Here is a 21,455-nt window from a genome sequence, read left to right as displayed (position 1 = left end):
GTCAGATGATGCCGAACGCCAGCCCGGCTGCCAGCACCACCAGGGAGGTGAGCACCGCCCACTTCACCGTGAACCGGGTGTGGTCGCCGAATTCGACCTTGGCCATGCCGACGAGCACATAGACGGCGGGGACCAGCGGGCTCGACATGTGGAGGGCCTGCCCGACGAGCGAGGCACGGGCGATCTCCAGCGCGCCGACGCCATGGGCGTGACCGGCCTCGGCGAGGATCGGCACGATGCCGAAGTAGAAGCCGTCGTTGGACATGAAGTACGTGAGCGGGATCGACAGGAGGCCGGTGACCAGGCCCATCTGCGGGCCCATGGCGTCGGGGACGCCGTCGACCAGCCAGCGGGCCATGTGCTCGACCATGCCGGTGCCGGTGAGGACGCCGGTGAAGACGGCCGCGGCGAAGACCATGCCGGAGACGTTGACGACGTTCTCCGCGTGGGCGGCGACACGGGCCTTCTGGTCGGCGATGCGCGGGAAGTTCACGGTGAGCGCGGTGGCGGCGGCCAGCAGGAAGAGGACCGGGATGTCCAGCGTCTCGGTGATCATCAGGGCCAGCAGCGCGATGGTGAGCGCCGCGTTGAACCAGTAGAGCTTGGGGCGCAGGGTGGCGCGGTTCGGGTCGAGGCCCTTGAACTCGTCGTCGCCCTCGGCCGCGTCGCCGGCCGCCGGACCGCCCGCGGGGGCCTCCGCGTCCGTACCGCTGCCGGAGCCGCCGGAGCCCTTGCCCAGGCTGACGCGCTCGCCCTTGCCGCCCTCGGCTCCGGCGCCCGCGCCGACCAGCACCGTCTCCGGGTCACCTGCAGTGACCTCGTCGAGGGTCAGCACGCCGAGGCGCTTGCGCTCACGCAGCCCGAGGCCGTACGAGAGGGCGAAGACGAAGAGCAGACCGACCGCGAGGGCGGGGATCATCGGGACGAAGATGTCGCTGGCGTCGACCTTGAGCGCGGCGGCGGCGCGGGCGGTGGGACCGCCCCAGGGGAGCGTGTTCATGACACCGTTGGCCATGGCGGCGACACCGGTCATCACGACCAGGCTCATCTTCAGCTTCCGGTAGAGCGGCACCATGGCCGACACCGTGATCATGAAGGTGGTGGAACCGTCACCGTCGAGCGAGACGATCGAGGCGAGCACCGCGGTGCCGACCACGACCCGCATCGGGTCCGCTTTGCAGAACCGCAGGATGACGCGGACGATCGGGTCGAAGAGGCCGACGTCGATCATCACCCCGAAGTAGATGATCGCGAACATCAGCATGGCCGCGGTGGGCGCCAGATCGCCGACGCCGTCGAGGACGTAGTCCCCGAGATGCGCCCCCTTCCCGACGAGGACGCAGAAGAGCGCCGGGATGAGCACCAGCGCACCCATCGGGGTCATCTTCTTCATCATGATCAAAACAAGGAATGTAGCGATCATGACGAAACCGAGGATTGTCAGCATGTGGCTACCTCACGTTCGCCTTTGAACTCCCCCAGATTTGGCGGTCGGGGCGACGTTAGGTGGCGCAACTTGGCGTTAACAAGGTCTTGACGTGTGAGCAATAAGCGCAAAACCCCAGGTCAGTCCCCTTGGGCGGCCGCCGTCACGGTGAGCGGAAGGGCCGTCACCCGAACCGGGCACCCGTTGAGCACCGCCGTACCGGAGAGCGGGTCGAGCCGGGAGCCGTCGATGAGCTGATTGACGTTCACCCCCGGATCGGCTTCCGCGACCGCGAGCCGGGTGCCGGGGCGGCCATGGCCCCAGCCGTGCGGCAGGCTCACCACCCCGGGGCGCACCGCGTCCGTCACCTCCACCGGGACCTCCAGCTCGCCCCCGTCGCCGGTGACCCGGGCGAGCCGGGCAGAGGTCAGCCCGAGCCGCGCCGCGTCGTCCGGGTGCACCTGGAGCGTGCAGCGGTTGCTGCCGCCCATCAGCGCCGGGACGTTGTGCATCCAGCTGTTGTTGGAGCGCAGATGGCGGCGGCCGACCAGCAGCAGTTCGCCGGGGCGCGCGGTCAGCGCCCGGCGCAGCCGCTCCACATCTGCGGCGATCGGCTCCGGGCACAGCTCCACCGTCCCGCTGCGGGTCTTCAGCAGCGCGGGGAGGCGGGGGCGCAGCGGTCCGAGGTCGATGCCGTGCGGCTGGGCGAGCACCTTCTCCAGGGTGAGGCCGTCCGTGTCGGCGCCGAAGCCGTCGCCGTACGGGCCGAGGCGCAGCATCATGTCCAGCCGCCGTTCGGCACCGGTGAGCCCGGTCAGCCGGGCGGCGAGTTCGGCGGTGTCCCGCCCGTACACCGGCGCGGTGGGATCGGCGACGGCCTTGCCGAGCGCCGACTCGATCACCATGGCGTCCACGCCCGCCGGATCGGCGTCGGGCTGGCCGCTCAGACACAGCGCCAGCCGCGCCAGGATCTCGGTCTCGCACATCCGGCCGGGTTCGAGCGGGACCGCGGGGCGGGTGTAGCGGACCTGGTTGCGGATGGCGAAGCCGTTGAAGACGTAGTCGAAGTGCGGGCTCTGGCTGGGCGGGGGCGGCGGCAGGACGACATGGGCGTGGCGCGAGGTCTCGTTGAGGTACGGGTCGACGCTGACCATGAAGTCGAGCCCGGCCAGCGCCCGGTCGAGCCGGTCGCCGTCCGGCGCGGAGAGCACGGGGTTCCCGGCGATCGCCAGCAGCGCCCGTATCCGCCCCTCGCCCGGCGTCTCGATCTCCTCGGCGAGCGCGACGGCGGGCAGCTCGCCCCTCGCCTCGGGGTGGCCGCTCACCCTGCTGCGCCAGCGGCCCAGCGCGAACCCCTTCCCGGGCGCCGCCACCCGCTCCCGCGCGCCGGTCGCGGAGAGCGGGAACATCATGCCGCCGGGCCGGTCGAGGTTCCCGGTGAGGGCGCCCAGCACGTCGACGAGCCAGCTGGTGAGCGTGCCGAACTCGACCGTCGTGGAGCCGATGCGCCCGTACGCCACGGCCCGGGGCGCGGCGGCGAACTCGCGGGCCAGGGTGCGGATCTCCGCCGCCGGCACGTCACAGACCCCGGCCACGGCCTCCGGGGTGAAGTCCGCGGCCAGGCCCTTGACCTCCTCGATGCCGCTGAGGTGGGCGCCCACCTCCCCGGGGGCCACCAGACCCTCGTCGAACAGCACCCACACCATCGCGAACAGCAGCAGCGCGTCCGTGCCGGGCCGGATCGCCACATGGCGGTCGGCCAGCCGGGCGGTCCTGGTACGCCGCGGATCGACCACGACCAGCTTGCCGCCGCGCCGCCGCAGGGCGCGCAGCCGGCCGGGGAAGTCGGGGGCGGTGCAGAGGCTGCCGTTGGAGTCCAGCGGGTTGGCGCCGATCATCAGGACGTGGTCCGTACGGTCCAGATCGGGCACCGGGATGGCGAAGGCGTCCCCGTACAGCAGCCCGCTGGAGATGTGCTTGGGCATCTGGTCGAGGGTGCTCGCGGTGAAGAGGTTCGGGGTGCGCAGCGCGCCGAGCAGCACCGGCGGATAGAGCGCCCCGGCCACGGTGTGGACGGTGGGGTTGCCGATGAAGACGCCGGTGCCCTGTGGCCCGTGCGCCCCGAGGACCGCCCCGAACCCCTCCGCCACGGCGGCGAACGCCTCGTCCCATCCGGCCTCCCGCAGCTGCCCGTCCCGCCGCACCAGGGGGACGCGCAGCCGGTCGGGGTCCCCGTCCAGCTCCCCGAACGAGGCGCCCTTGGGGCAGATGAAACCCCGGCTGAACACGTCCTGGGCATCGCCGCGCGCATGGGTGACCGCGCCGTCCTCGATGGTCAGGGTGAGCCCGCAGGTGGCCTCGCAGAGCGGACAGATACGCAGTGCGGTACGGCTCATCGGTCCCTCCCGGGGACGGCGTGGCGGCAGCGGCGCCTCACCATACCGCCCGGTATGCCGCCGGGGTACCGCTCGCGCACCCCGAGGAGCCCCTAATCCCGTACCCGCGTCCTAATCCAGTACGCGCGCCAGATACGCCCGCAGCAGCTCCTTCGTCTCGGCCACGACCGCCGGATCCCCTTCCGGGTCGACCCGGAAGGCGAGCCGCAGCAGAGCGTCCGCCGCCTCGACCGCGAGCAGGAAGGCGACCCGCAGGTGCTCGTCGGCCTCGGCGGTGCCGTCGATGCCCAGGGGTTCGGCGAGGATGGCGCGGAGGCGGTCGGCCACCAGGTGGTTGGGCTGGTCGGGCAGGCCGGTCGCCGGGACCGGCATGCCGAACTCGACCAGCGCGAAACCCGGCGCGCCGCGCTTCATCTCCAGGTATTCGTCCACCACGACGTCCATCGCGGCCCGCCAGTCGCCCTCGCCCGCCCCGGCCCCGGCCAGCCGCCGGGTGATGCGGGCGGCGTACTCGTCCAGGTTGCGGTGGGCCAGGGCCTCGGCCATCGACCGTTTGTTGGAGAAGAAGCGGTAGACGGAGCCGATGGGCACCTGGGCGCGCTCGGCCACCGCGCGGGTACTCAGCTGCTCGTAGCTCATCTCGTCGAGCAGCTCGGCGCAGGCGTCGAGGATCCGGCCGAGGCGTTCGGCGCTGCGGCGCTGGACCGGTGGGCGGCGGAGAGGCGGTATGGGCACGCCACCATCCTGCCCGATCATTGACGTACCCCGTCTTCGATTCCTATCGTCGGACAGAGGATTCAACGGAGCGTCGGTCGCAGCGTCGGGAGCACGCCATGGGCGAGGGCACGGGGATCGAGTGGGCGCGCAAGACGGCCGAAGGGCTGGGCCATTCCTCATGGTCTTCCGGGTTCGGCAATGAGCACAGCAGCGAGGCGGTCCCCGGCGCGCTGCCCGTCGGCCGCAACGCGCCCCAGCGCGCGCCGCTCGGGCTGTACGCGGAGCAGCTGAGCGGCACCGCCTTCACCGAGCCGCGCGCCCACAACCGCCGCTCCTGGCTGTACCGCATCCGCCCCTCGGCCGCGCACCCGCCGTATCTCCGCGTCGGCAACGGCACCCTGGGCGGCGCCCCCTTCACCGACACCGTCCCGGACCCCAACCGGCTGCGCTGGGACCCGCTGCCGGACCCCGCCGGCCCCACAGACTGGCTGTCCGGCCTGTGGACGATCGGCGGCAACGGGGACGCCACCCAGCGCACCGGCATGGCGATCCACCTCTACGCCGCCAACGCGCCCATGACCGACCGGGTCTTCAGCGACGCGGACGGCGAGCTGCTGATCGTCCCCGAGCGCGGCGGGCTGCTGATCCACACCGAGCTGGGGCTGCTGCGCGCCGAACCGGGCCACATCGCACTCATCCCGCGCGGGGTGCGGTTCCGGGTCGAGCCGCTGGACACTCTCGTCCGCGGCTACGTCTGCGAGAACTACGGCCGCCCCTTCGTCCTCCCCGACCTCGGCCCGATCGGCGCCAACGGGCTGGCCAACGCCCGCGACTTCCTGGCCCCCGTCGCCGCGTACGAGGATGTGGAGCGCCCGGTGGAGGTGGTCAACAAGTTCTGCGGCAACCTGTGGGCCGCGACGTACGACCACTCCCCGCTCGACGTCGTCGCCTGGCACGGCAACCACGTGCCGTACGTATACGATCTGCGGCGTTTCAACGTCATGGGCACCATCAGCTACGACCACCCCGACCCGTCCATCTTCACGGTGCTCACCTCCCCGTCCGACACCCCGGGGCTCGCGGGCGTCGACTTCGTGGTGTTCGCGCCGCGCTGGCTGGTCGGCGAGGACACCTTCCGGCCGCCGTACTTCCACCGCAACGTGATGAGCGAGTACATGGGCCTGATCGAGGGCGCGTACGACGCCAAGGCGGCCGGTCCCGGCGGCTTCGTCCCGGGCGGCGGCTCGCTGCACAACATGATGTCGGCGCACGGCCCCGACCACGACACCTTCGAGGCGGCGAGCGCGGCCGAGCTGACGCCGCGGAAGCTGGACGACGGGCTGGCCTTCATGTTCGAGACGCGCTGGCCGGTCACGGCCACCCGGCAGGCGCTGGAGTCGGACCGGCTTCAGCGGGCCTACGACGCGGTGTGGCAGGGGCTGGAGCGCCACTTCCGCGCATGACGTCATGCCTGAGGCCGTCCGTAGCCCCGAGGCCGTCCGTGACCGTGACCGGAGATCCGCGTAGTGACCACCTTCGCCCCCGACTCCCTCGCCCTCAACCGCAAGCTGCCGCTCTGGTACCAGGTCTCGCAGTCGCTGCGCGCCTCCATACTCGGCCGCGGGCCCGATGAGCCGCTGCGGCTGCCCACCGAGGACCGGCTCGCCGAGCACTACGGGGTCAGCGTCCTCACCATGCGGCAGGCGCTGAAGGAGCTGGAGTCGGAGGGCCTGATCAGCCGCCACCGGCGGCGCGGCACCTTCATCGAACCCAGCGCGCGGCGCGGCACCCCGGTGCGGCTGCTGGGCTCGGTGGACGCGATCGTGGCCCAGCAGTCCGGCGAGCGCACCACGGTGCTGGAGCACGGCCCGGCGCCGGTCCCGGCGGAGCTTGCCGGGTACTTCCCCGGCCTGGACGAGGCCGCCTCCTACCGCCGGCTGCGCCGGGACGAGCGCGGCGACGAGCCCACCAACTGGGCCGAGAACCTGGTCCGCCCCGACCTCGCCCCCCGCATCGACCTCGCCGACCTGGCGCGCTGGCCGATGACGAAGGTGCTGCGGGACGCGGTGGGGGTGCGGATCAGCCGCATCACCGACACCGTGGAAGCGCGCCTGGCCGACCCGGAGACCGCCCGCCTCCTCCAGATCCCGCTGCTCAGCCCGATCCTCCACTACACGGGGGTGACGTACGACGACACGGGCCGCGTGGTCGACGTGGCCCGCATCCACTACCGCGGCGACCGCTTCTCGTTCTCGGTGACGGTGGACGCCGACTGACCGCGGCACTTCGCGCGGTTACGATGCGTTGGCTGACCGACGTACATGCCGGGTGAAAGGCGGCAGGGTGACGGCAACCCGAGACGCATCGCTGCTGGCGGACCTCATGCCCTGGTCCGTGCGGCCGCCACGGTTCGGGCGGGGCTGGGTCGCGGGGCCGGACGCGGGGGCGCTGCGGGCCCGCTGGGCGCGGCTGGTGGGCGCGGGGGACGAGGCCGAGCGGGCGGCGCTGTTCCGGCCGAGCCGCGCCCGTACGCTGCACACCTCCGTGAGCCAGCTGCCAGGACAGGCCACCTCGACCGCCCGGCTGGTGCGCGAGGACGGGCCGTGCCCGGAGCCGGTGCGGATCGCGCACGGGCCGTTCGACCAGCAGTGGCTGATACCGGATCACCGCGTGCTCGACGCCGCACGTCCTGAGCTGTGGCGGGTCGCGGACGACCGGCAGATCCATGTGGTGGAGGCGGGCGGGCCCGCCCCCGATCCGGTGCTCACCTTCTCGGCACTGCTGCCGGACGGCCACTCCCCCGCCGGGCGCCCCGGGCTGATCCGCCCGCTGTACCGGCGCCCCGGCGGGCGTGAGCCCAATCTCGCGCCGGGGCTGCTCGCCCACCTCGGCGAACGGCTCGGGCAGCCGGTCACCGCCGAGGACTTCCTCGCCTGGACGGCCGCCGCGCACCGGGGCGCGCCGTGCACCGTGCCACTGACCGCCGATCCCGAGGTCTGGGAGACGGGCGTGGAGCTGGGCCGCCGTGCGCTGTGGCTGCATACGCGCGGGGCACACAGTGCTGAACGCCCGCGCATGCCGGGCGGCCAGCGCCCGTACGTACGCGCCGCGCTGCCCGAGCGCGGACTGCCGGACACGATCGATTACGACCCGGACGAGGCGGCCCTGCTGCTGGGCGCCGGGCGCATCTCCCCCGTACCGCGGGCGGCCTGGGAGTCCCACGCGGGCGGGGTGCGGGTGCTGGAGGCGTGGTTCGAGCGGCGTACGGCACGCCCCGAACCGGGGACCCTGGAGGCGGTCGGCGCACCGGCCGGATGGCCTCGGGCCTGGACGTCGGAGCTGCTGGAGCTGATCACCGTGCTGGCGCTGCTCGCCGAGCTGCGCCAGGACCGGCGGGCGCTGGCCGACCGGGTGGCGGAAGGGCCGGTGGCCGGCCCGGAGGAGCTGCGCGCCGCCGGAGTGCTGCCGGTGGCCGCCGCGGCCCGCCGTCCGGCGTCGGTGCTGGACCACCAGGAGGAGGGGCCGGAGGGCCAGTTCGCGCTGCTGTGACCGGCTGCCGCGGTGACCTCACGGCAGTGGACTCACAGCGATGAACGCAGCACGGAGCACCGGCTGGAGCGGGCCGGTGCATCCGGTGCCTGGCGGGGCGGTCGGGCGCGAGGGGCCAGGCGCGGTGGATCGGTCAGGCGTGGTTGCCGAACAGCGAACGCCGCAGCCGCCGCAGCGGCGCGAACAGCGACACCCGCGCGCCGCGGTTGTTCTTCGCGCGCGCGTGATCGCGCGCGATCAGCTCCTGCATCAGCACCGTCGCGCTCTCGGCCTCCCGCTCGGGGACGGCCGGGCCGCCCAGCACCGCGAGATGGCGGTCGAGCCGCGCGCTGGTCGCACCGCTCCCGCAATGAATGGCAGGCACTCGGGGCCTGCTGCGAACTGTTATCTGCTCCATGGTCACTCCCCACCCGTACGAGGGCACCCGCCCCGGGCAGAGTAACCCTACCTCCCCGAGCCGTCACCTGCGCATCCCAGGTCGCTGATTCACCACCACGTCAAGGGTGTTGACGCCCATACAGTGAAGATCAGCCCCGGTGACGGCGCCTTTGCCATTCGTGACAAATTACGGAACGCGCCAAGCCATTCGGCCCTCCGCCCCGAATAGCCGCATGAAGGAACATCCGGCAAGGTGCGAAGGACCGACACGATGACCGCATTCACCAGGAGCTTGGCCGGGCTCGTCTGCTGCTCGCTGGCCGCGGGCGCGCTCACGGCCGCCGGCGTGGCGGCGCTCCAGCCGCAGACGGCCGAAGCCTCCAGCCACCGCGAGGCGCCGCTGATCTCGGGGCAGCCGCAGTACGACGCGACGGACGTGTACGCGTTCCAAAGCCCCGACAAGCCGGACAAGACCACCCTGATCACGAACTTCCTGCCGTTCCAGGACCCGGCCGGCGGCCCGAACTTCTACAAGTTCGGCACAGACGCCAGGTACGACCTGCACGTCGACAACGACGGCGACGGCCAGGGCGATCTGCTCTTCCGCTGGACGTTCAAGGACGATGTGAAGAACGGGGACACGTTCCTCTACAACACCGGCCCGGTCGAATCACTCGACGACCCGGACCTCAACTTCACCCAGAGCTATGACCTGGAAGTCTTCAAGCTGAGGAACCAGCGCGCCGTCGCCCGGGCCAAGCTCGCCGACGACCTCCCGGTCGCCCCGTCGAACGTCGGCAAGGCGTCCATGCCCGACTACAAGAAGCTCCGCGACCAGGCGGTGCAGGAGATCGGCTACAGCGGCGGCTCGACCAGCTTCGCCGGTCAGGCCGACGACCCGTTCTTCGCCGATCTGCGGGTCTTCGACCTGCTCTACGGCGGCGACATGTCGGAGATCGGCAACGACACCCTCAAGGGATACAACGTCCAGTCCCTTGCTCTCGAGGTGCCGACCAAGGCGCTGGTCGAGTCCAAGGACCAGCCGGTGATCGGCGTATGGTCCACCGTCCACCGCAGGACCGCGAGCGGCGGCTGGGCCCAGGTCTCCCGGCTCGGCAACCCGCTGGTCAACGAGGTCGTCATCCCGCGCAAGGACAAGGACAAGTTCAACGCCTCGGCGCCGTGGGACGACGCGCAGTTCGCGGGCTCCGTCAAGGACCCCGAACTGCCCAAGCTGATCGAGCAGATCTACAAGATCGAGGCCCCGGACACGCCCCGCGACGACCTCGTGCAGGTCTTCCTGACCGGTGTGCCCAAGCTCAACCAGCCGCCGCACGTCCGCCCCTCCGAGATGCTGCGGCTCAACACCTCCATCGAGCCCGCGAAGAACCCCAAGCGGCTGGGCGTGCTCGACGGTGACAACGCTGGGTTCCCCAACGGGCGGCGGCCGCTCGACGACGTCCTCGACATCTCGCTCCAGGCGGTGGAGGGCGAACTCCTCGGCAAGAAGAACGACCTGGGCGACGCGGTCGACAAGAACGACCAGGAGTTCTACGGCGCCTTCCCGTTCCTCGCGCTGCCCAGCTCCGGTTCGGACGCCAAGGCCGTCTCCAAGAGCGCCGGTTCGTCCCTGGTGAACGGCGGCTCCGGCATCGGCGGCTCCTCCGAGGACACCATGATGCTCGCCGGATCCGCGGCGGCCGGCGGCGGCGCCGTCCTGGTGCTGGGCCTCGGCCTGCTCTGGCTGCGCAAGTCGCGCCGTCCCGCCCGCGCGCGCAGGCACTGACCGGCGCCCGTCTCCTCTCGCACCACCCCGCGGGCGCGGTCCCGCCCCTCCTGCCCTCCCGCGCGCTGTGAGCCGCGCGGGACCGCGCCCCCCCTTCACCGTCCTGGCGAAAGGCAGCTGTCACCCATGGCTCTCCGGCCACCCCTCCCCCGCACGGTCCGCACGGCGGCCGTCGTCTGCACCCTCGCGGTGGGTCTGACCGCCGCCTCGTCCGTCCTCAGCGGAACGCCCGCCGACCAGTCCGCCGGACCGGTGTCGCTGCGCGCCGCCGGGTCACCGGCCTCGCTCCAGCAGGTCTCTGCCGACGGCCTCGCCAGGCGGATCAGCGCCCTCCAGAAGCATCTGCGCGCCCAGCCGAAGGACGCCTCGGGCTGGTCCGGGCTGGGGGCCGCCTACATCGAACAGGCCCGCAGCACCGGCGACCCCACCCGCTATCCGCAGGCGGAGAAGAACTTCGCCCGCTCGCTCGCCGTCCAGCCCCGCGACAACGACGAGGCCCTCGCCGGGCGCGCCTCCCTCGCCGCCGCCCGGCACGACTTCACGAGCGCCCTGCGGGACGCCGACAAGGCCCTGAAGGTCAACTCCTACAGCCAGGCCGCGATGGCCGTCCGGATCGACGCCCTGGTGGAGCTGGGCCGCTACAAGGACGCGTCCGCCGCCGCCGAGCACGCCGACTCGGTGCGGCCCGGCATCCCCGTCTTCACCCGGCTCGCCTACGTGAAGGAGCTACGCGGCGACCCGAAGGGGGCGCGCGAGGTCCTGGAACGCGCGCGGGTGTCCGCGACCTCGCCCAGCGACATCGCCTACGTCTCCACCTCGCTCGGTCAACTCGCCTTCAACCGGGGCCGCTACGACGCGGCGCGCAGCGCCCTGCGCACCGCCCTGCGCGCCGTCCCCGGCTACCTCCCAGCCCTGGAGTACCGCGGCCGCACCGCAGCCGCCGAGGGCCACCTCGGGCCCGCCGTACGCGACCTCGAAGCGGTCGTACGGCGCTCCCCGCTGCCCGCCCAGCTGGCCGCGCTGGGCGAGGCGTACGAGGCGCGCGGCGGCGGCAAGGACCGCACGAAGGCGAAGCAGCAGTACGCCGTGGTCGACACCTGGATCACCCTGGCCCGCGCGAACGGCGTGGCCACCGACCTCGACAGCGCCCTCGTCGCGGCCGACCACGGCGACGTCAAGGAGGCCCTGAAGGCCGCCCGCGCCGAATGGGACCGACGGCAGACCGTGCACACCGCCGACGCCCTGGCCTGGGCCCTGCACCGCAACGGCAAGGACCGCGAGGCCCTCGACGCCGCCGAGCGCGCCGCCGGACCGGGCTACCGCAACGCGGCGTTCCTCTACCACCGGGGGATGATCGAGAAGTCCCTCGGCGACGAGTCCGCCGCCCGCGACCACCTGTCGGCGGCCCTCGACCTCAACCCGGGCTTCTCGCCGACGGGCGCGCGCGACGCGAAGGCGGCGCTGAAGCAGCTGGGCGGTGCCCGATGACTTTCCCCCACCCCGCCCCTACCCGATCCGGGGGCCAGCCCCCGGCCCCCCACAAGGCGCGCTCCGCCCGGCCGGTCCCCAATCTCCCCCGGCTACCGCTGGCAAGCGCCCCCTGGACCGGCTGGACTGCCACCGGTCCCCCGACGGTGTCGAGCGCGGAACCCCCCGCAGGGCCCGGCCCCGGGCACTGGGCAAGGTCCGGAGCGAAGCACCCGGCGGAACCCGAATCAAAGCCCCCGGCGTGGCCCGGAGCGGAGCGCACGGCGCAACCAGGCGCGGAACCCGCGGCACAGCCCGGCGCGGAGCGCGCGGCGCGGCCCAAGGCGAAGCGCGCGGCGGGGTCCGGGGCGGAGCAACCGGCACGGTCCGCGAGGCGACACCCCGCAGAATCCGGCGCGGAGCGCACGGCGGGGTCCGGGGCGGAGCCCCGGGTCCGGGGAGGGGCGGGGTGGGGGAACAAGCCCGGCCACCGGCCCGCACACGCCGACGAAACCCACGCCACGCGGCCCGGGGCGGAGCCCGGTCAGCGGCGGTTTCGGCGGCGGCTGGCCGTGGTGGGCGTGTTGGTCGGGGCCGCGGCCGCGGTCCTGGTGCCCGCCGGGAGCGCCGAGGCGCATCCCCTCGGCAACTTCACCGTCAACCGCTACGACGGCCTGGTCGTCACGCCGGACACCCTCCGCGTCGACCACGTCGAGGACCTGGCCGAGATCCCCTCCGCACAAGCCAAGGCGCAGATCGACAAGAACGGCGACGACGCCCTCTCCCGGAACGAGCTGACCACCTGGGCCAAGACCCGTTGCGAGACCGCCGCGGACAAGGCCCGCCTCACCGTGGACGGCCGCGAGACCGCCGTACGCGTCCAGCACAGCGCGGCCCGCAGCCGTCCCGGGCAGGCCGGGTTGCCCACCCTGCGGGTGGGCTGCCGGATGACGGCGAGCCTGCCGCACGCGCAGGCAGCGACGCTTCGCTACCGGCCCCATGACGTCGGCACCGGCCCCGGCTGGCGCGAAGTCACGGCCCAGGGCGACCGCATGACGCTCGCCGACTCGACCGCCCCCACCCGCTCGGTGTCCCACCGGCTCACCACCTACCCCAAGGGTCAGCTCTCCTCGCCGCTCGACCAGCGCACGGCCACCCTCCGGGTCGAGCCGGGCGGCCCGGCGCTCGCCGCGAACGCACCGGCGTCCGACCGGGACGAAGCCGTCGGCTCGTCGGTGCTGCCGCGTGGCGCGGACCGCTGGACGCAGGCGCTCACCTCGATGGTGGCGCGGCACGACATCACGTTCGGCTTCGCGCTCACCGCCTTCGGCATCGCGGTCCTGCTGGGCGCGATGCACGCGCTCGCCCCGGGCCACGGGAAGACGATGATGGCGGCGGCCGCCGCGGCGGGCGGGCGCAGCGCGCTGCGCGACGTACTGGCGCTGGGCGCGTCGGTGACGGTCACCCACACCATGGGCGTGTTCGCCCTGGGGCTGCTGGTCACGGCGGGTTCGGCGGCCGCGCCCTCGGTGATCTCGTGGCTGGGTATCGCCAGCGGGGTGCTGGTCGCGCTGACGGGTGCGGGGCTGCTGCGCAAGGCGGTCCGCAGGCATCGGCACGTGAAGGCCCATCACCACCACCATCACCACGAGCACGAGCACGAGCACGGGCACAGCCACGAGCACGGACACACGCACGGGCACACCCATACGCACGACCACGGCGACGGCCACACCCACACCCACACCCACGAACTCCGCCCCACCCTCCGCGGCACCCTCCTCATGGGCTTCGCGGGCGGCATGGTCCCCAGCCCCTCCGCCGTCGTGGTGCTCGTCGGCGCGGCCGCGCTCGGACAGGCGTGGTTCGGGGTCGTACTGGTAGTGGCGTACGGGATCGGGCTGGCGCTGACCCTCACCGCGGCCGGGTTGACGGCGGTACGCGTGGGCCAGGAGGCCGCCGAGCGGCTCATGGCCCGCCGGGAACGGGCGGGCCGCGGCCACAAACTGCTGGGCGTGCTGCACCGCGCGTCGCCGTTCGGGACGGCCGCCGTCGTGCTCGTGCTGGGCTGCGGATTGGTGCTGAGGGGGGCGGCAACAACACTCGGTTGAGGTACATTCAGCCCGAATTGCTCGGTTGGTGGGGGAGGGCTCGGCCATGAGCGAAGAGGGTTTCGGCCGACAGGGCGAGCAGCTGACCGGGGGGCGTTACCGCCTCCTCGGCGAGCTGGGCCGCGGCGGCATGGGCGTGGTGTGGCGGGCGTACGACGAGGCGCTGGGCCGCGAAGTCGCCATCAAGGAGGTGCGGGCCCCGGCCGGGCTCGGCGGCCGTGACATCGACCGGCTGTACGCCCGGCTGGAGCGGGAGGGCCGGGCGGCGGCGCGGGTCTCGCACCGCAATGTGGTCACGGTGTACGACGTGGCGATGGCGGGCGGCCGCCCGTGGATCGTCATGGAGCTGGTGCGCGGGCTGTCCTTCGCGGACGTACTGGAGGCGGAGGGTTCGGTGCCGCCCGCGCGGGCCGCGTCCGTCGGCGCCGAAGTGCTGGCGGCGCTGCGGGCGGCGCACGGGGTGGGCGTGCTGCACCGGGACGTCAAGCCCGGGAACGTCCTGCTCGCCAACGACGGCCATGTGGTGCTCACGGACTTCGGGATCGCCGTGGTGGAGGGCGACGCGGCGCTGACGCTGACCGGGGAGCTGGTCGGCTCGCCCGAATTCCTCGCCCCGGAACGGGCGCTCGGGCAGCCGCCGGGCCCGGAGGCCGACCTGTGGTCGCTGGGCGTGATGCTGTACGCGGCGGTGGAGGGCTTCTCGCCGTTCCGGCAGGACACGCCGCTGTCGACGTTACGGGCCGTGGTGGACGCGGCGTTACCGCCGCCCCGCTGGGCCGGGCCGCTGAGGCCCGTACTGGAGGGGCTGCTGCACAAGGATCCGCGGTGGCGGACGTCCGCGGCGGAGGCGGAGCGGCTGCTGCGGCTGGTGGCCGCGGGCGGCACGCCCTGCGACGTACCGTCACGGCCGGACGTGCCCGCCTCGCCTCCCCCGCGGCGCCTGGCGGCGGTGCCACCGGGTGGCCGTTCGGCCACGACCGGCCCTGCTCCCGCGGACGACCGGCCCTCACCGGCGCATCCCCGGGCGGCGATGGCCGCGATCGTGGCCGGGGCGCTGCTGGGCGTACTGGCGCTGGGCGGGCTCACCTGGGCGCTGTTGCACAACGGCGGCCAGGACGACAAGAGCGGCGGCACCGGCGGCGGTACGACGGTCGGCACCGCCACGACGGCGAGCGGTACGCACCATACGGACGCCACGAAGGACACCACCCGCCCCGCGACCACCTCCCCCGCGCTCACCATCACGGTCGTCATCAAGGCCGAGCGCGACGGCTACGAGGGCGCCTGCCCGCCCCCGCCCGACCAGGCGCCGTCCTTCAGCGCGGACCTCTCCGTGGACCACGCGCCCGCGACGGTCCGGTACCGCTGGATCACCGGCAGCGGCCGGGTGTCGGACGGCGGCTGGAAGTCGGCCCGCTTCGGCAGGGGCGGTACGGCGCGGACGGTGCGCCACACCGAGCCGTCGTATCAGGCGGGTGGCCGCCACAAGGACTGGATCGCCGTGGAGGCGAGGGGCGCGGAGGGGGCCAGGTCCGTCACGCCCGTCACGTCCTCGCGCGTCGACTTCGCCACGACGTGCGAGGAGGCCCCGCCGGACGGGGCCTCCTCCGGATCAAGCAGCTGAGAGGTCGAGCAGCTGAGGGATCAGGCAGCCGAGGTGAACACCGGGAGGTAGCCACCGGACTGACCGGCGGCGGTCGGGTGGTAGGACTCCTCGATGGGGAAGGTGACGCTGTTCAGCCAGGCGTTGCCGGAGCAGATCTCGTGGCCGGTGAAGGTCGTGGTGACGTCGCCGAAGGAGAAGCCGTGGTCGGCGGCGCGCTTGGCGGTGACGGAGTTGAGGAGGTCGGCGGCGTTGTTGATGGCGGCGCGCGAGGCTTCGCTGATGCCCAGGAGACAGGAGCCGTTCAGCTTGTAGAAGCGCGGGTAGCCGAGGACGACGACATGGGCGGACGGGGCCTTGGCGCTGATGGCGTCGTACACCTGGTCGAGCTTGCCGGGCAGGGTGCCTTCGGCGTACGTACGGGCGTTGGCGACGGCGGTGAGGCAGGCGCTCTCGCCCTGGAGGGCGCAGGTGGTCATGACGCTGGCGAACCCGGCGTCGTTGCCGCCGATGCTGATGCTGACGAGGCCGGTGGCCGAGTTGAGCGGCCCGAGCTGACCGCTGAGCACATCGCCGGTCTTGGCGCCCGAGCAGGCGGTGAAGGCGAAGCTGGAGGGGGCGTGGGCGGCGGCCCAGAGCGCGGGGTACGCCTTGGTGCTGCGCTTGCAGGAGCCGCTGGCGCTGTCGTAGCTGCCCGAGCCGACTCCGGCCGAGTAGGAGTCGCCGAGCGCCACATAGGCGGGGCCCGCGCTCTGTTCGGCGGCCTGGGCGGCACCGGCCCCGGTGAGGGCGAGGACGGTGCCGACGGCGAACGCGCCTAAGGCCGCCGTGAGTCTGGACAGTTTCATTCGAATCTCCCTAGCAGGATCACTCCTGTGTCGATGTGAGGCGCGATCACCCCGAAACAGGGCAATCACGTTCGAAACCGTCAATCACGCCACCGTGTATATTTCGGCGCCATGACATGGCTATGTCATGCCGCCGAAAATCATGATCTATGCGCGAAAGTGGCCAAAATCTTTCGATCACTCAAAAGGGTGAATCCTGCACGCAATCCCCGGCGCGCGCCAGGCGCGCACGGTGCGTAAAACCCTTGGCGGGCGCTCGACCACGCGCTCTCGCCTGGCTTCTTCGCGCTCCTTTCCCGTCTTGACGGGCCTTGGCGCACTGCGCGACATTGAAGCCCGGCATCCGGCGCTTCGGGGGGCAAAGTCGCCAATGCAGCCAATGCAGCCAATTCATTCCATGCAGACGAACACCGACAAGAGATCGGCACGCGCCGAACTGCTGCCGGTGGCCGCGGGGGCGGCCGTCGGCATCGCGGCCACCGGCGCGGCGCTCGCGCTCGCGGACTTCGACTCACCGCTGCGCGCGCCGTTCACCCTGTTCTTCCTGGTGGTGGCGCCCGCCGCGGCGCTGGGCAGCGCCCTGCGCGGGCTCGACGCGGCGGCCCGAACCGTGCTGGGGGTGGCGGGCGCGCTCGCCCTCGATCTGCTGGTCGCGCAGACCATGCTCGCGCTGCACATCTGGTCGGTGCGCGGCGGAGTGGCCGCGGTGGGCGTGCTGAGCCTGCTGATCCTGTCCCCGGCACTCCTCCCGCGGGCCCGGCGCACCGGCAGGGGCGCCCCCGGCCGGGAGCGCGCCGAGCCGCACCCCGGTGGGGGCTGCTGACCGGTGGATATCCGTGTGCACCGGCCGGGCGAGCTGACCGCCGCGGACCGGGCGGTCTGGACGGACCTCCAGGCCCGCGCGCATCTGCACGGCGCGCCCCAGATGGCGAACCCCTTCCTCTCCCCCGAGTTCGCCCTCGCGCTCGGCCGCTGCCGCCCCGGGGTGCGGATCGCGGTGGTGCGCGAGGAGGGCGAGCCGGTGGCCTTCTTCCCGTTCCAGCGGACCCCGTTCGGGGTGGGCCGGGCCATCGGCCTCGGGCTGTCGGACGCACAGGGGCTGGTGCACCGGCCGGGGTTCCAGTGGGAGGCGCGCGAGCTGTTACGGGCATGCGGTCTCGCGGTGTGGGAGTTCGACCATCTGGTGGAGGGCCAGAAGCCGTTCGAGGTGGCGGCCCGGGGTGCGTACGACTCCCCCGTGATCGACGTGGAGGGCGGTTACGAGGCGTATCTCGCCCATCTGCGCGCCCGCTCGCCGAAGTTCACCCGGACGACGCTGGCCAAGGAACGCAAGCTGGGCCGCGATATCGGCGAGGTGTCCTATGTACACGACGAGCGCGATCCGGCCGTGCTGCGCACGCTGATGGGGTGGAAGTCCGCGCAGTACCGCAGGACCGGGCGGAGCGACCGCTTCGCGCATCCGTGGATCATCCGGCTGGTGCGGCAGCTGTTCCACACCAGGGGGGATTCCTTCGCGGGACTGCTGTCCGTGCTGTACGCGGGCGGCCGCCCGGTCGCCGCGCACTTCGGGCTGCGTTCGCAGCGCGTCATGGCGTGCTGGTTCCCCGCGTACGACACGGACTTCGCCAAATTCTCGCCCGGTCTGGTGCTGCATCTGCGGATGGCGGAGGGAGCCGCCGCCGAAGGTGTGGGCTATCTGGATCTCGGGCGCGGTGAGAAGGACTACAAGGACTCCCTGAAGACACGCGATCTCAGCGTGTCGGAGGGGTGGGTGATGCGCCGCCATCCAGTGGCGCTGGGGCATCGGGCACGGCGCGCGCCGGTGCGGGCGCTGCGCAACACGGTGCTTTCCCGGCCGGAGCTTTTCGGTCCGGCCGACCGGCTGCTGAAACGCATGGGGAGTGTGCGGGCCGCCGGGAAGATACGGGACCAGAAATGACGGCCGACATGACGGAGAGAGGTGTCGCCACAGAGTCACCAGGATGAATAGCATCGTTACTCAACCCGCAGCGGACCATCATTCAACGCGGCTCAAGGGGAGGGCTCGAGCGCCGCGATGGATTCCGTGCGGGGCGCGGTAGGGGGGTGCCGCGTCCGGTTTTCCTGCCTGTTGTGAGGAGGCACCGGGGCGCGGGCCGCGAGGCCAGTAACAGCCAGCTCGTCCGTCCTGCACGGCGTGCATGACGTGCGTGGCGTGCACGCGAGTCTTGCCGTCATGCGGTCATGCCGTCACGGGCGGATGAGAACCCCCCTTTCGAACCGGATACACCAAGGGATCACCGCGGGGGCGGTGGTCCACCGGACGAGAGGGAACCATCGTCATGAGTTCTTTTGTGCGACCGGCCACGTCCGATATCGCACTGGCGGCCGGATCATCGCGATACCGGCCCATCTCCTCGCATCTCGCGATCGCGCCGCCGGTGAGCGTCGTGATTCCGGCGATGAACGAGGCCGAGAATCTTCCCTATGTCTTCAAGACCCTTCCGGGCTGGATTCAGGAAGTCGTCCTGGTGGACGGCAATTCCACGGACGACACGGTCCGGGTGGCCCGTGAACTGTGGCCGGACGTGAAGGTGGTGCCGCAGCGCGGCAAGGGCAAGGGAAACGCGCTCATCGCCGGATTCGCCGCCTGCACCGGCGAAATCGTGGTGATGGTGGACGCGGACGGCTCCGCCGACGGGTCCGAGATCGTCAGCTACGTCTCCGCGCTGGTGTCGGGCGCCGACTTCGCGAAGGGGTCGCGCTTCGCCAACGGGGGCGGCACGGACGACATGACGCCGATCCGCAAGCTCGGCAACCGCGCGCTCACCACCATCGTCAACCGCAAGTTCGGCGCCCGCTACACCGATCTCTGCTACGGCTACAACGCCTTCTGGCGCCGCTGCCTGGACGAGATCGCGCTGGACTGCGCCGGGTTCGAGGTCGAGACGCTGATGAACATCCGGGTGGTCAAGGCCGGGCTGCGGGTCCAGGAGATCCCCAGCCATGAGTACGAGCGCATCCACGGCGCCAGCAATCTGCGAGCCGTCCGCGACGGGCTGCGGGTGCTCAGGGTGATCCTGCGCGAGCGCGGCGTCCGGCGGCCCCGCCGCCCGGCCGTGGCGCCCGCGGCGGTCCGAGGGGAGGTGTCTTGACCCTCGACCGGCCGCAGCCGCGGATCTCGGTGGTGATCTGCGTCTTCACCGAGGACCGCTGGGACGACATCCTCGCCGCGGTGTCCTCGGTGCGCGACCAGTCGCGTCCCGCCGAGGAGACGCTGCTCGTGGTGGACCACAACCCGGCGCTGCTGCGGCGGCTCCGGGACCACTACGGGGACGCGGGCGGGGAGGGGGTGCGGGTGCTCGCCAACGCGGGCCCCCGCGGCCTGTCCGCGGGCCGCAACACCGGCATCGCCGCGTCCTCCGGCGAGGTGATCGCGTTCCTCGACGACGACGCGGTCGCCGAGCGGGACTGGCTGCGCCACTTCGCCGCCGCGTACGCCGATCCGCGGGTGCTGGCGGTCGGCGGGCGCACCGAACCGGTGTGGGCGTCCCGGCGCCGCCCGGCCTGGTTCCCGGAGGAGTTCGACTGGGTCGTGGGGTGTACGTACCGGGGGCTGCCGCCCGGCCGGGTCCGGGTGCGCAACGTACTCGGCGGGAACGCCTCGTTCCGCAGGGAGGCGTTCGACGCGGTGGGCGGGTTCGCCAGCGGCATCGGGCGGGACGCCGGCAAGCGGCCGCTGGGCTGTGAGGAGACCGAGCTGTGCATCCGGCTGGCCCGGGCCCGGCCGGACGCGGTGCTGCTGATCGACGACCGCGCGGTGATCCACCACAAGGTGCCTGCGGCGCGGGAGCGGTTCGCCTACTTCCGCGGCCGGGCGTATGCCGAGGGGCTGTCGAAGGCCCTGGTCGCCCGCAGCGTGGGGGCCCAGGCCGGGCTGGCGACCGAGCGCCGCTACACCACGCGCGTGCTGCCCGCGGGCGTGGCCCGCGGGCTGCGGGACGCCCTGCTCGGCCGGGCGGGCGGGGCCGGTCGCGCGGGCGCGATCGTGGCCGGTGTGTCGGCCGCGGCGGGCGGCTACCTGATCGGCACCGTCCGCGCCCGCCGAGGCACAGGCCCGGGCTTCACGGTCCCGGCGGTGCCGGGCCCCTTGGCGTCCGACGCTTCGGGGCCGAGTGCTTCCGGGTCCGACGCTTCGACGCCAGGAGCCCGGGCCGACGGCAGCCCCGCCGGGCCGGGACACGAGGGGGCGGCATGACGGCAAGACGCGGGCGCCCTCGCCGCGCCCTGCTGGGCGGGGCGCAGCCGCCGCGCGGGGAGCCGCGCGGCGTCGCACCGCGGAGGACCACGGCCGTGGGCTGGAGCGGCTCGGGCCCGGGCGGCGCTGGCCGTGGGAGCTCGCCATGACGGCCGGGGCGGTGCCGATATTGATGTATCACGCCGTGGCCCACGCACCGGCGCGGGCGACGCATGCGCTGTCCGTCTCGCCGGGGGCGTTCGCCGAGCAGATGGAGCTGCTCGGCGCGTCCGGCTTCACCCCGGTGACCTGCGAGCGGCTCGCCCGGGCCTGGCGCGGGGGCCCGGCGCTGCCCGCGCGCCCGGTGCTGATCACCTTCGACGACGGCTACGAGGGCGTGCACCGCCACGCCCTCCCCGTCCTCGACCGGCACGGCTTCGCGGCCACCCTGTTCGCCTCGACGGGGTGGCTGCGCGGCCGGTACGAGACGGACGGCGCGCTCGACCTGATGCTCGACTGGGGGCAGGTGCACGAACTCGCCGCGGCCGGGATGGAGATCGGTGGGCACAGCCACACCCACCCGCAGCTCGACCAGCTCGGGGACGAGCGGCTGCGCTTCGAGGCGGTGCGCTGCCGGGACATCCTCGAGGCCGAGCTGGGCCGTCCGCCGGTGTCGTTCGCGTATCCCTACGGCTACTCCGACCGCCGGGTCCGGCAGGTGGTGCGGGAGGCCGGGTTCGGGGTGTCGCTCGCGGTGGGCAACGCGCTGGCGGCCCGGCACCAGGGCCCGTACGCGCTGCGGCGGGTGACGGTCGCCCGCACCACCCGCATCGAGGAGTTCGACGCGCTGGTCCACGGCCGGGCCGTCGGCCGCGCCTTCGCCCGGGACCGGGCCCTCACCAAGGGCTATGCCCTCGTCCGCAGATCACGTCAGCTTCTAGGGAAGGTGCGCTGAGCC

At 72.8% G+C, this 21,455-nt stretch carries 17 protein-coding genes; 12 read left to right on the top strand and 5 right to left on the bottom strand.

All coding sequences use genetic code 11. The features are described from left to right. Nucleotide 1: 1 nt before the first annotated feature. The 3 genes from ACH4TL_RS22905 to ACH4TL_RS22895 all read right to left on the bottom strand — a co-directional run bounded on the left by ACH4TL_RS22905 (nt 2) and on the right by ACH4TL_RS22895 (nt 4,578). Complete coding sequence (locus tag ACH4TL_RS22905) at nt 2-1,447, bottom strand: CitMHS family transporter (RefSeq protein ID WP_398317071.1); 1,446 nt, start codon at nt 1,445-1,447, stop codon at nt 2-4. 119 nt (nt 1,448-1,566) lie between these two features. Further along, nucleotides 1,567-3,822 carry a molybdopterin oxidoreductase family protein gene (locus ACH4TL_RS22900; RefSeq protein WP_398317068.1) on the bottom strand — a complete coding sequence of 752 codons (2,256 nt, stop codon included), beginning with the start codon at nt 3,820-3,822 and terminating at the stop codon, nt 1,567-1,569. A gap of 111 nt (nt 3,823-3,933) precedes the next feature. Then, nucleotides 3,934-4,578, bottom strand: coding sequence for a TetR family transcriptional regulator (locus ACH4TL_RS22895; protein WP_398317065.1), 645 nt, complete (start codon nt 4,576-4,578; stop codon nt 3,934-3,936). Between the two features lie 77 nt (nt 4,579-4,655). Here ACH4TL_RS22895 and hmgA point away from each other — a divergent pair, with 77 nt between their 5' ends. The 3 genes from hmgA to ACH4TL_RS22880 all read left to right on the top strand — a co-directional run bounded on the left by hmgA (nt 4,656) and on the right by ACH4TL_RS22880 (nt 8,088). After that, a complete protein-coding gene (gene hmgA, locus ACH4TL_RS22890) occupies nt 4,656-6,002 on the top strand; it encodes a homogentisate 1,2-dioxygenase (RefSeq protein ID WP_398317062.1) in 1,347 nt (448 codons plus the stop codon). Between the two features lie 63 nt (nt 6,003-6,065). Continuing rightward, nucleotides 6,066-6,815: a GntR family transcriptional regulator gene (locus ACH4TL_RS22885; protein ID WP_398317059.1), complete on the top strand. Its 750-nt coding sequence runs from the start codon at nt 6,066-6,068 to the stop codon at nt 6,813-6,815. Nucleotides 6,816-6,921: 106 nt separating this feature from the next. After that, on the top strand, nt 6,922-8,088 hold the full coding sequence (locus ACH4TL_RS22880) for a type ISP restriction/modification enzyme (RefSeq protein WP_398317738.1): 1,167 nt from the start codon (nt 6,922-6,924) through the stop codon (nt 8,086-8,088). Nucleotides 8,089-8,221: 133 nt separating this feature from the next. On the opposite strand, the gene ACH4TL_RS22875 is transcribed toward ACH4TL_RS22880, so the two are convergent. Continuing rightward, nucleotides 8,222-8,485, bottom strand: a complete 264-nt coding sequence (locus tag ACH4TL_RS22875; RefSeq protein ID WP_398317056.1) for a hypothetical protein — start codon at nt 8,483-8,485, stop codon at nt 8,222-8,224. Between the two features lie 252 nt (nt 8,486-8,737). Here ACH4TL_RS22875 and ACH4TL_RS22870 point away from each other — a divergent pair, with 252 nt between their 5' ends. The 4 genes from ACH4TL_RS22870 (at nt 8,738) to ACH4TL_RS22855 (ending at nt 15,454) form a co-directional block, all read left to right on the top strand. After that, nucleotides 8,738-10,252 (top strand): DUF4331 domain-containing protein, encoded by a 1,515-nt coding sequence (locus ACH4TL_RS22870; RefSeq protein WP_398317053.1) that lies wholly within the window; start codon nt 8,738-8,740, stop codon nt 10,250-10,252. 126 nt (nt 10,253-10,378) lie between these two features. Then, the gene (locus ACH4TL_RS22865; RefSeq protein WP_398317050.1) at nt 10,379-11,740 is read left to right on the top strand and encodes a tetratricopeptide repeat protein; all 1,362 of its coding nucleotides are present in this window, start codon (nt 10,379-10,381) and stop codon (nt 11,738-11,740) included. A gap of 554 nt (nt 11,741-12,294) precedes the next feature. Next, nucleotides 12,295-13,830 (top strand): nickel transporter, encoded by a 1,536-nt coding sequence (locus tag ACH4TL_RS22860; protein ID WP_398317047.1) that lies wholly within the window; start codon nt 12,295-12,297, stop codon nt 13,828-13,830. A gap of 46 nt (nt 13,831-13,876) precedes the next feature. Beyond that, the gene (locus tag ACH4TL_RS22855; RefSeq protein WP_398317044.1) at nt 13,877-15,454 is read left to right on the top strand and encodes a serine/threonine-protein kinase; all 1,578 of its coding nucleotides are present in this window, start codon (nt 13,877-13,879) and stop codon (nt 15,452-15,454) included. Between the two features lie 20 nt (nt 15,455-15,474). On the opposite strand, the gene ACH4TL_RS22850 is transcribed toward ACH4TL_RS22855, so the two are convergent. Beyond that, entirely contained in the window at nt 15,475-16,281 is an 807-nt protein-coding gene (locus tag ACH4TL_RS22850) for an SGNH/GDSL hydrolase family protein (protein WP_398317041.1), read from the bottom strand. A 397-nt stretch (nt 16,282-16,678) separates the two neighbouring features. Between ACH4TL_RS22850 and ACH4TL_RS22845 the strand changes: the two genes are divergently transcribed. The 5 genes from ACH4TL_RS22845 (at nt 16,679) to ACH4TL_RS22825 (ending at nt 21,452) form a co-directional block, all read left to right on the top strand. Next, entirely contained in the window at nt 16,679-17,104 is a 426-nt protein-coding gene (locus tag ACH4TL_RS22845; RefSeq protein ID WP_398317038.1) for a hypothetical protein, read from the top strand. Between the two features lie 3 nt (nt 17,105-17,107). Further along, nucleotides 17,108-18,220 (top strand): GNAT family N-acetyltransferase, encoded by a 1,113-nt coding sequence (locus tag ACH4TL_RS22840; protein WP_398317035.1) that lies wholly within the window; start codon nt 17,108-17,110, stop codon nt 18,218-18,220. A gap of 382 nt (nt 18,221-18,602) precedes the next feature. Continuing rightward, nucleotides 18,603-19,415, top strand: a complete 813-nt coding sequence (locus ACH4TL_RS22835; protein ID WP_398317032.1) for a glycosyltransferase family 2 protein — start codon at nt 18,603-18,605, stop codon at nt 19,413-19,415. Next, nucleotides 19,412-20,518 carry a glycosyltransferase family 2 protein gene (locus tag ACH4TL_RS22830; RefSeq protein WP_398317029.1) on the top strand — a complete coding sequence of 369 codons (1,107 nt, stop codon included), beginning with the start codon at nt 19,412-19,414 and terminating at the stop codon, nt 20,516-20,518. The genes ACH4TL_RS22835 and ACH4TL_RS22830 overlap by 4 nt, the downstream gene beginning before the upstream one ends. Before the next feature lie 145 nt (nt 20,519-20,663). Beyond that, the gene (locus ACH4TL_RS22825; RefSeq protein ID WP_398317026.1) at nt 20,664-21,452 is read left to right on the top strand and encodes a polysaccharide deacetylase family protein; all 789 of its coding nucleotides are present in this window, start codon (nt 20,664-20,666) and stop codon (nt 21,450-21,452) included. Nucleotides 21,453-21,455 lie beyond the last annotated feature (3 nt).

Origin of the sequence: Streptomyces sp. NPDC021115, from assembly GCF_044333065.1 — a bacterium.
In the GTDB taxonomy this organism is placed as follows: domain Bacteria; phylum Actinomycetota; class Actinomycetes; order Streptomycetales; family Streptomycetaceae; genus Streptomyces.
Note: the sequence above shows the minus strand (reverse complement) of the source record. Positions and strands in the feature narration are given on the sequence as shown.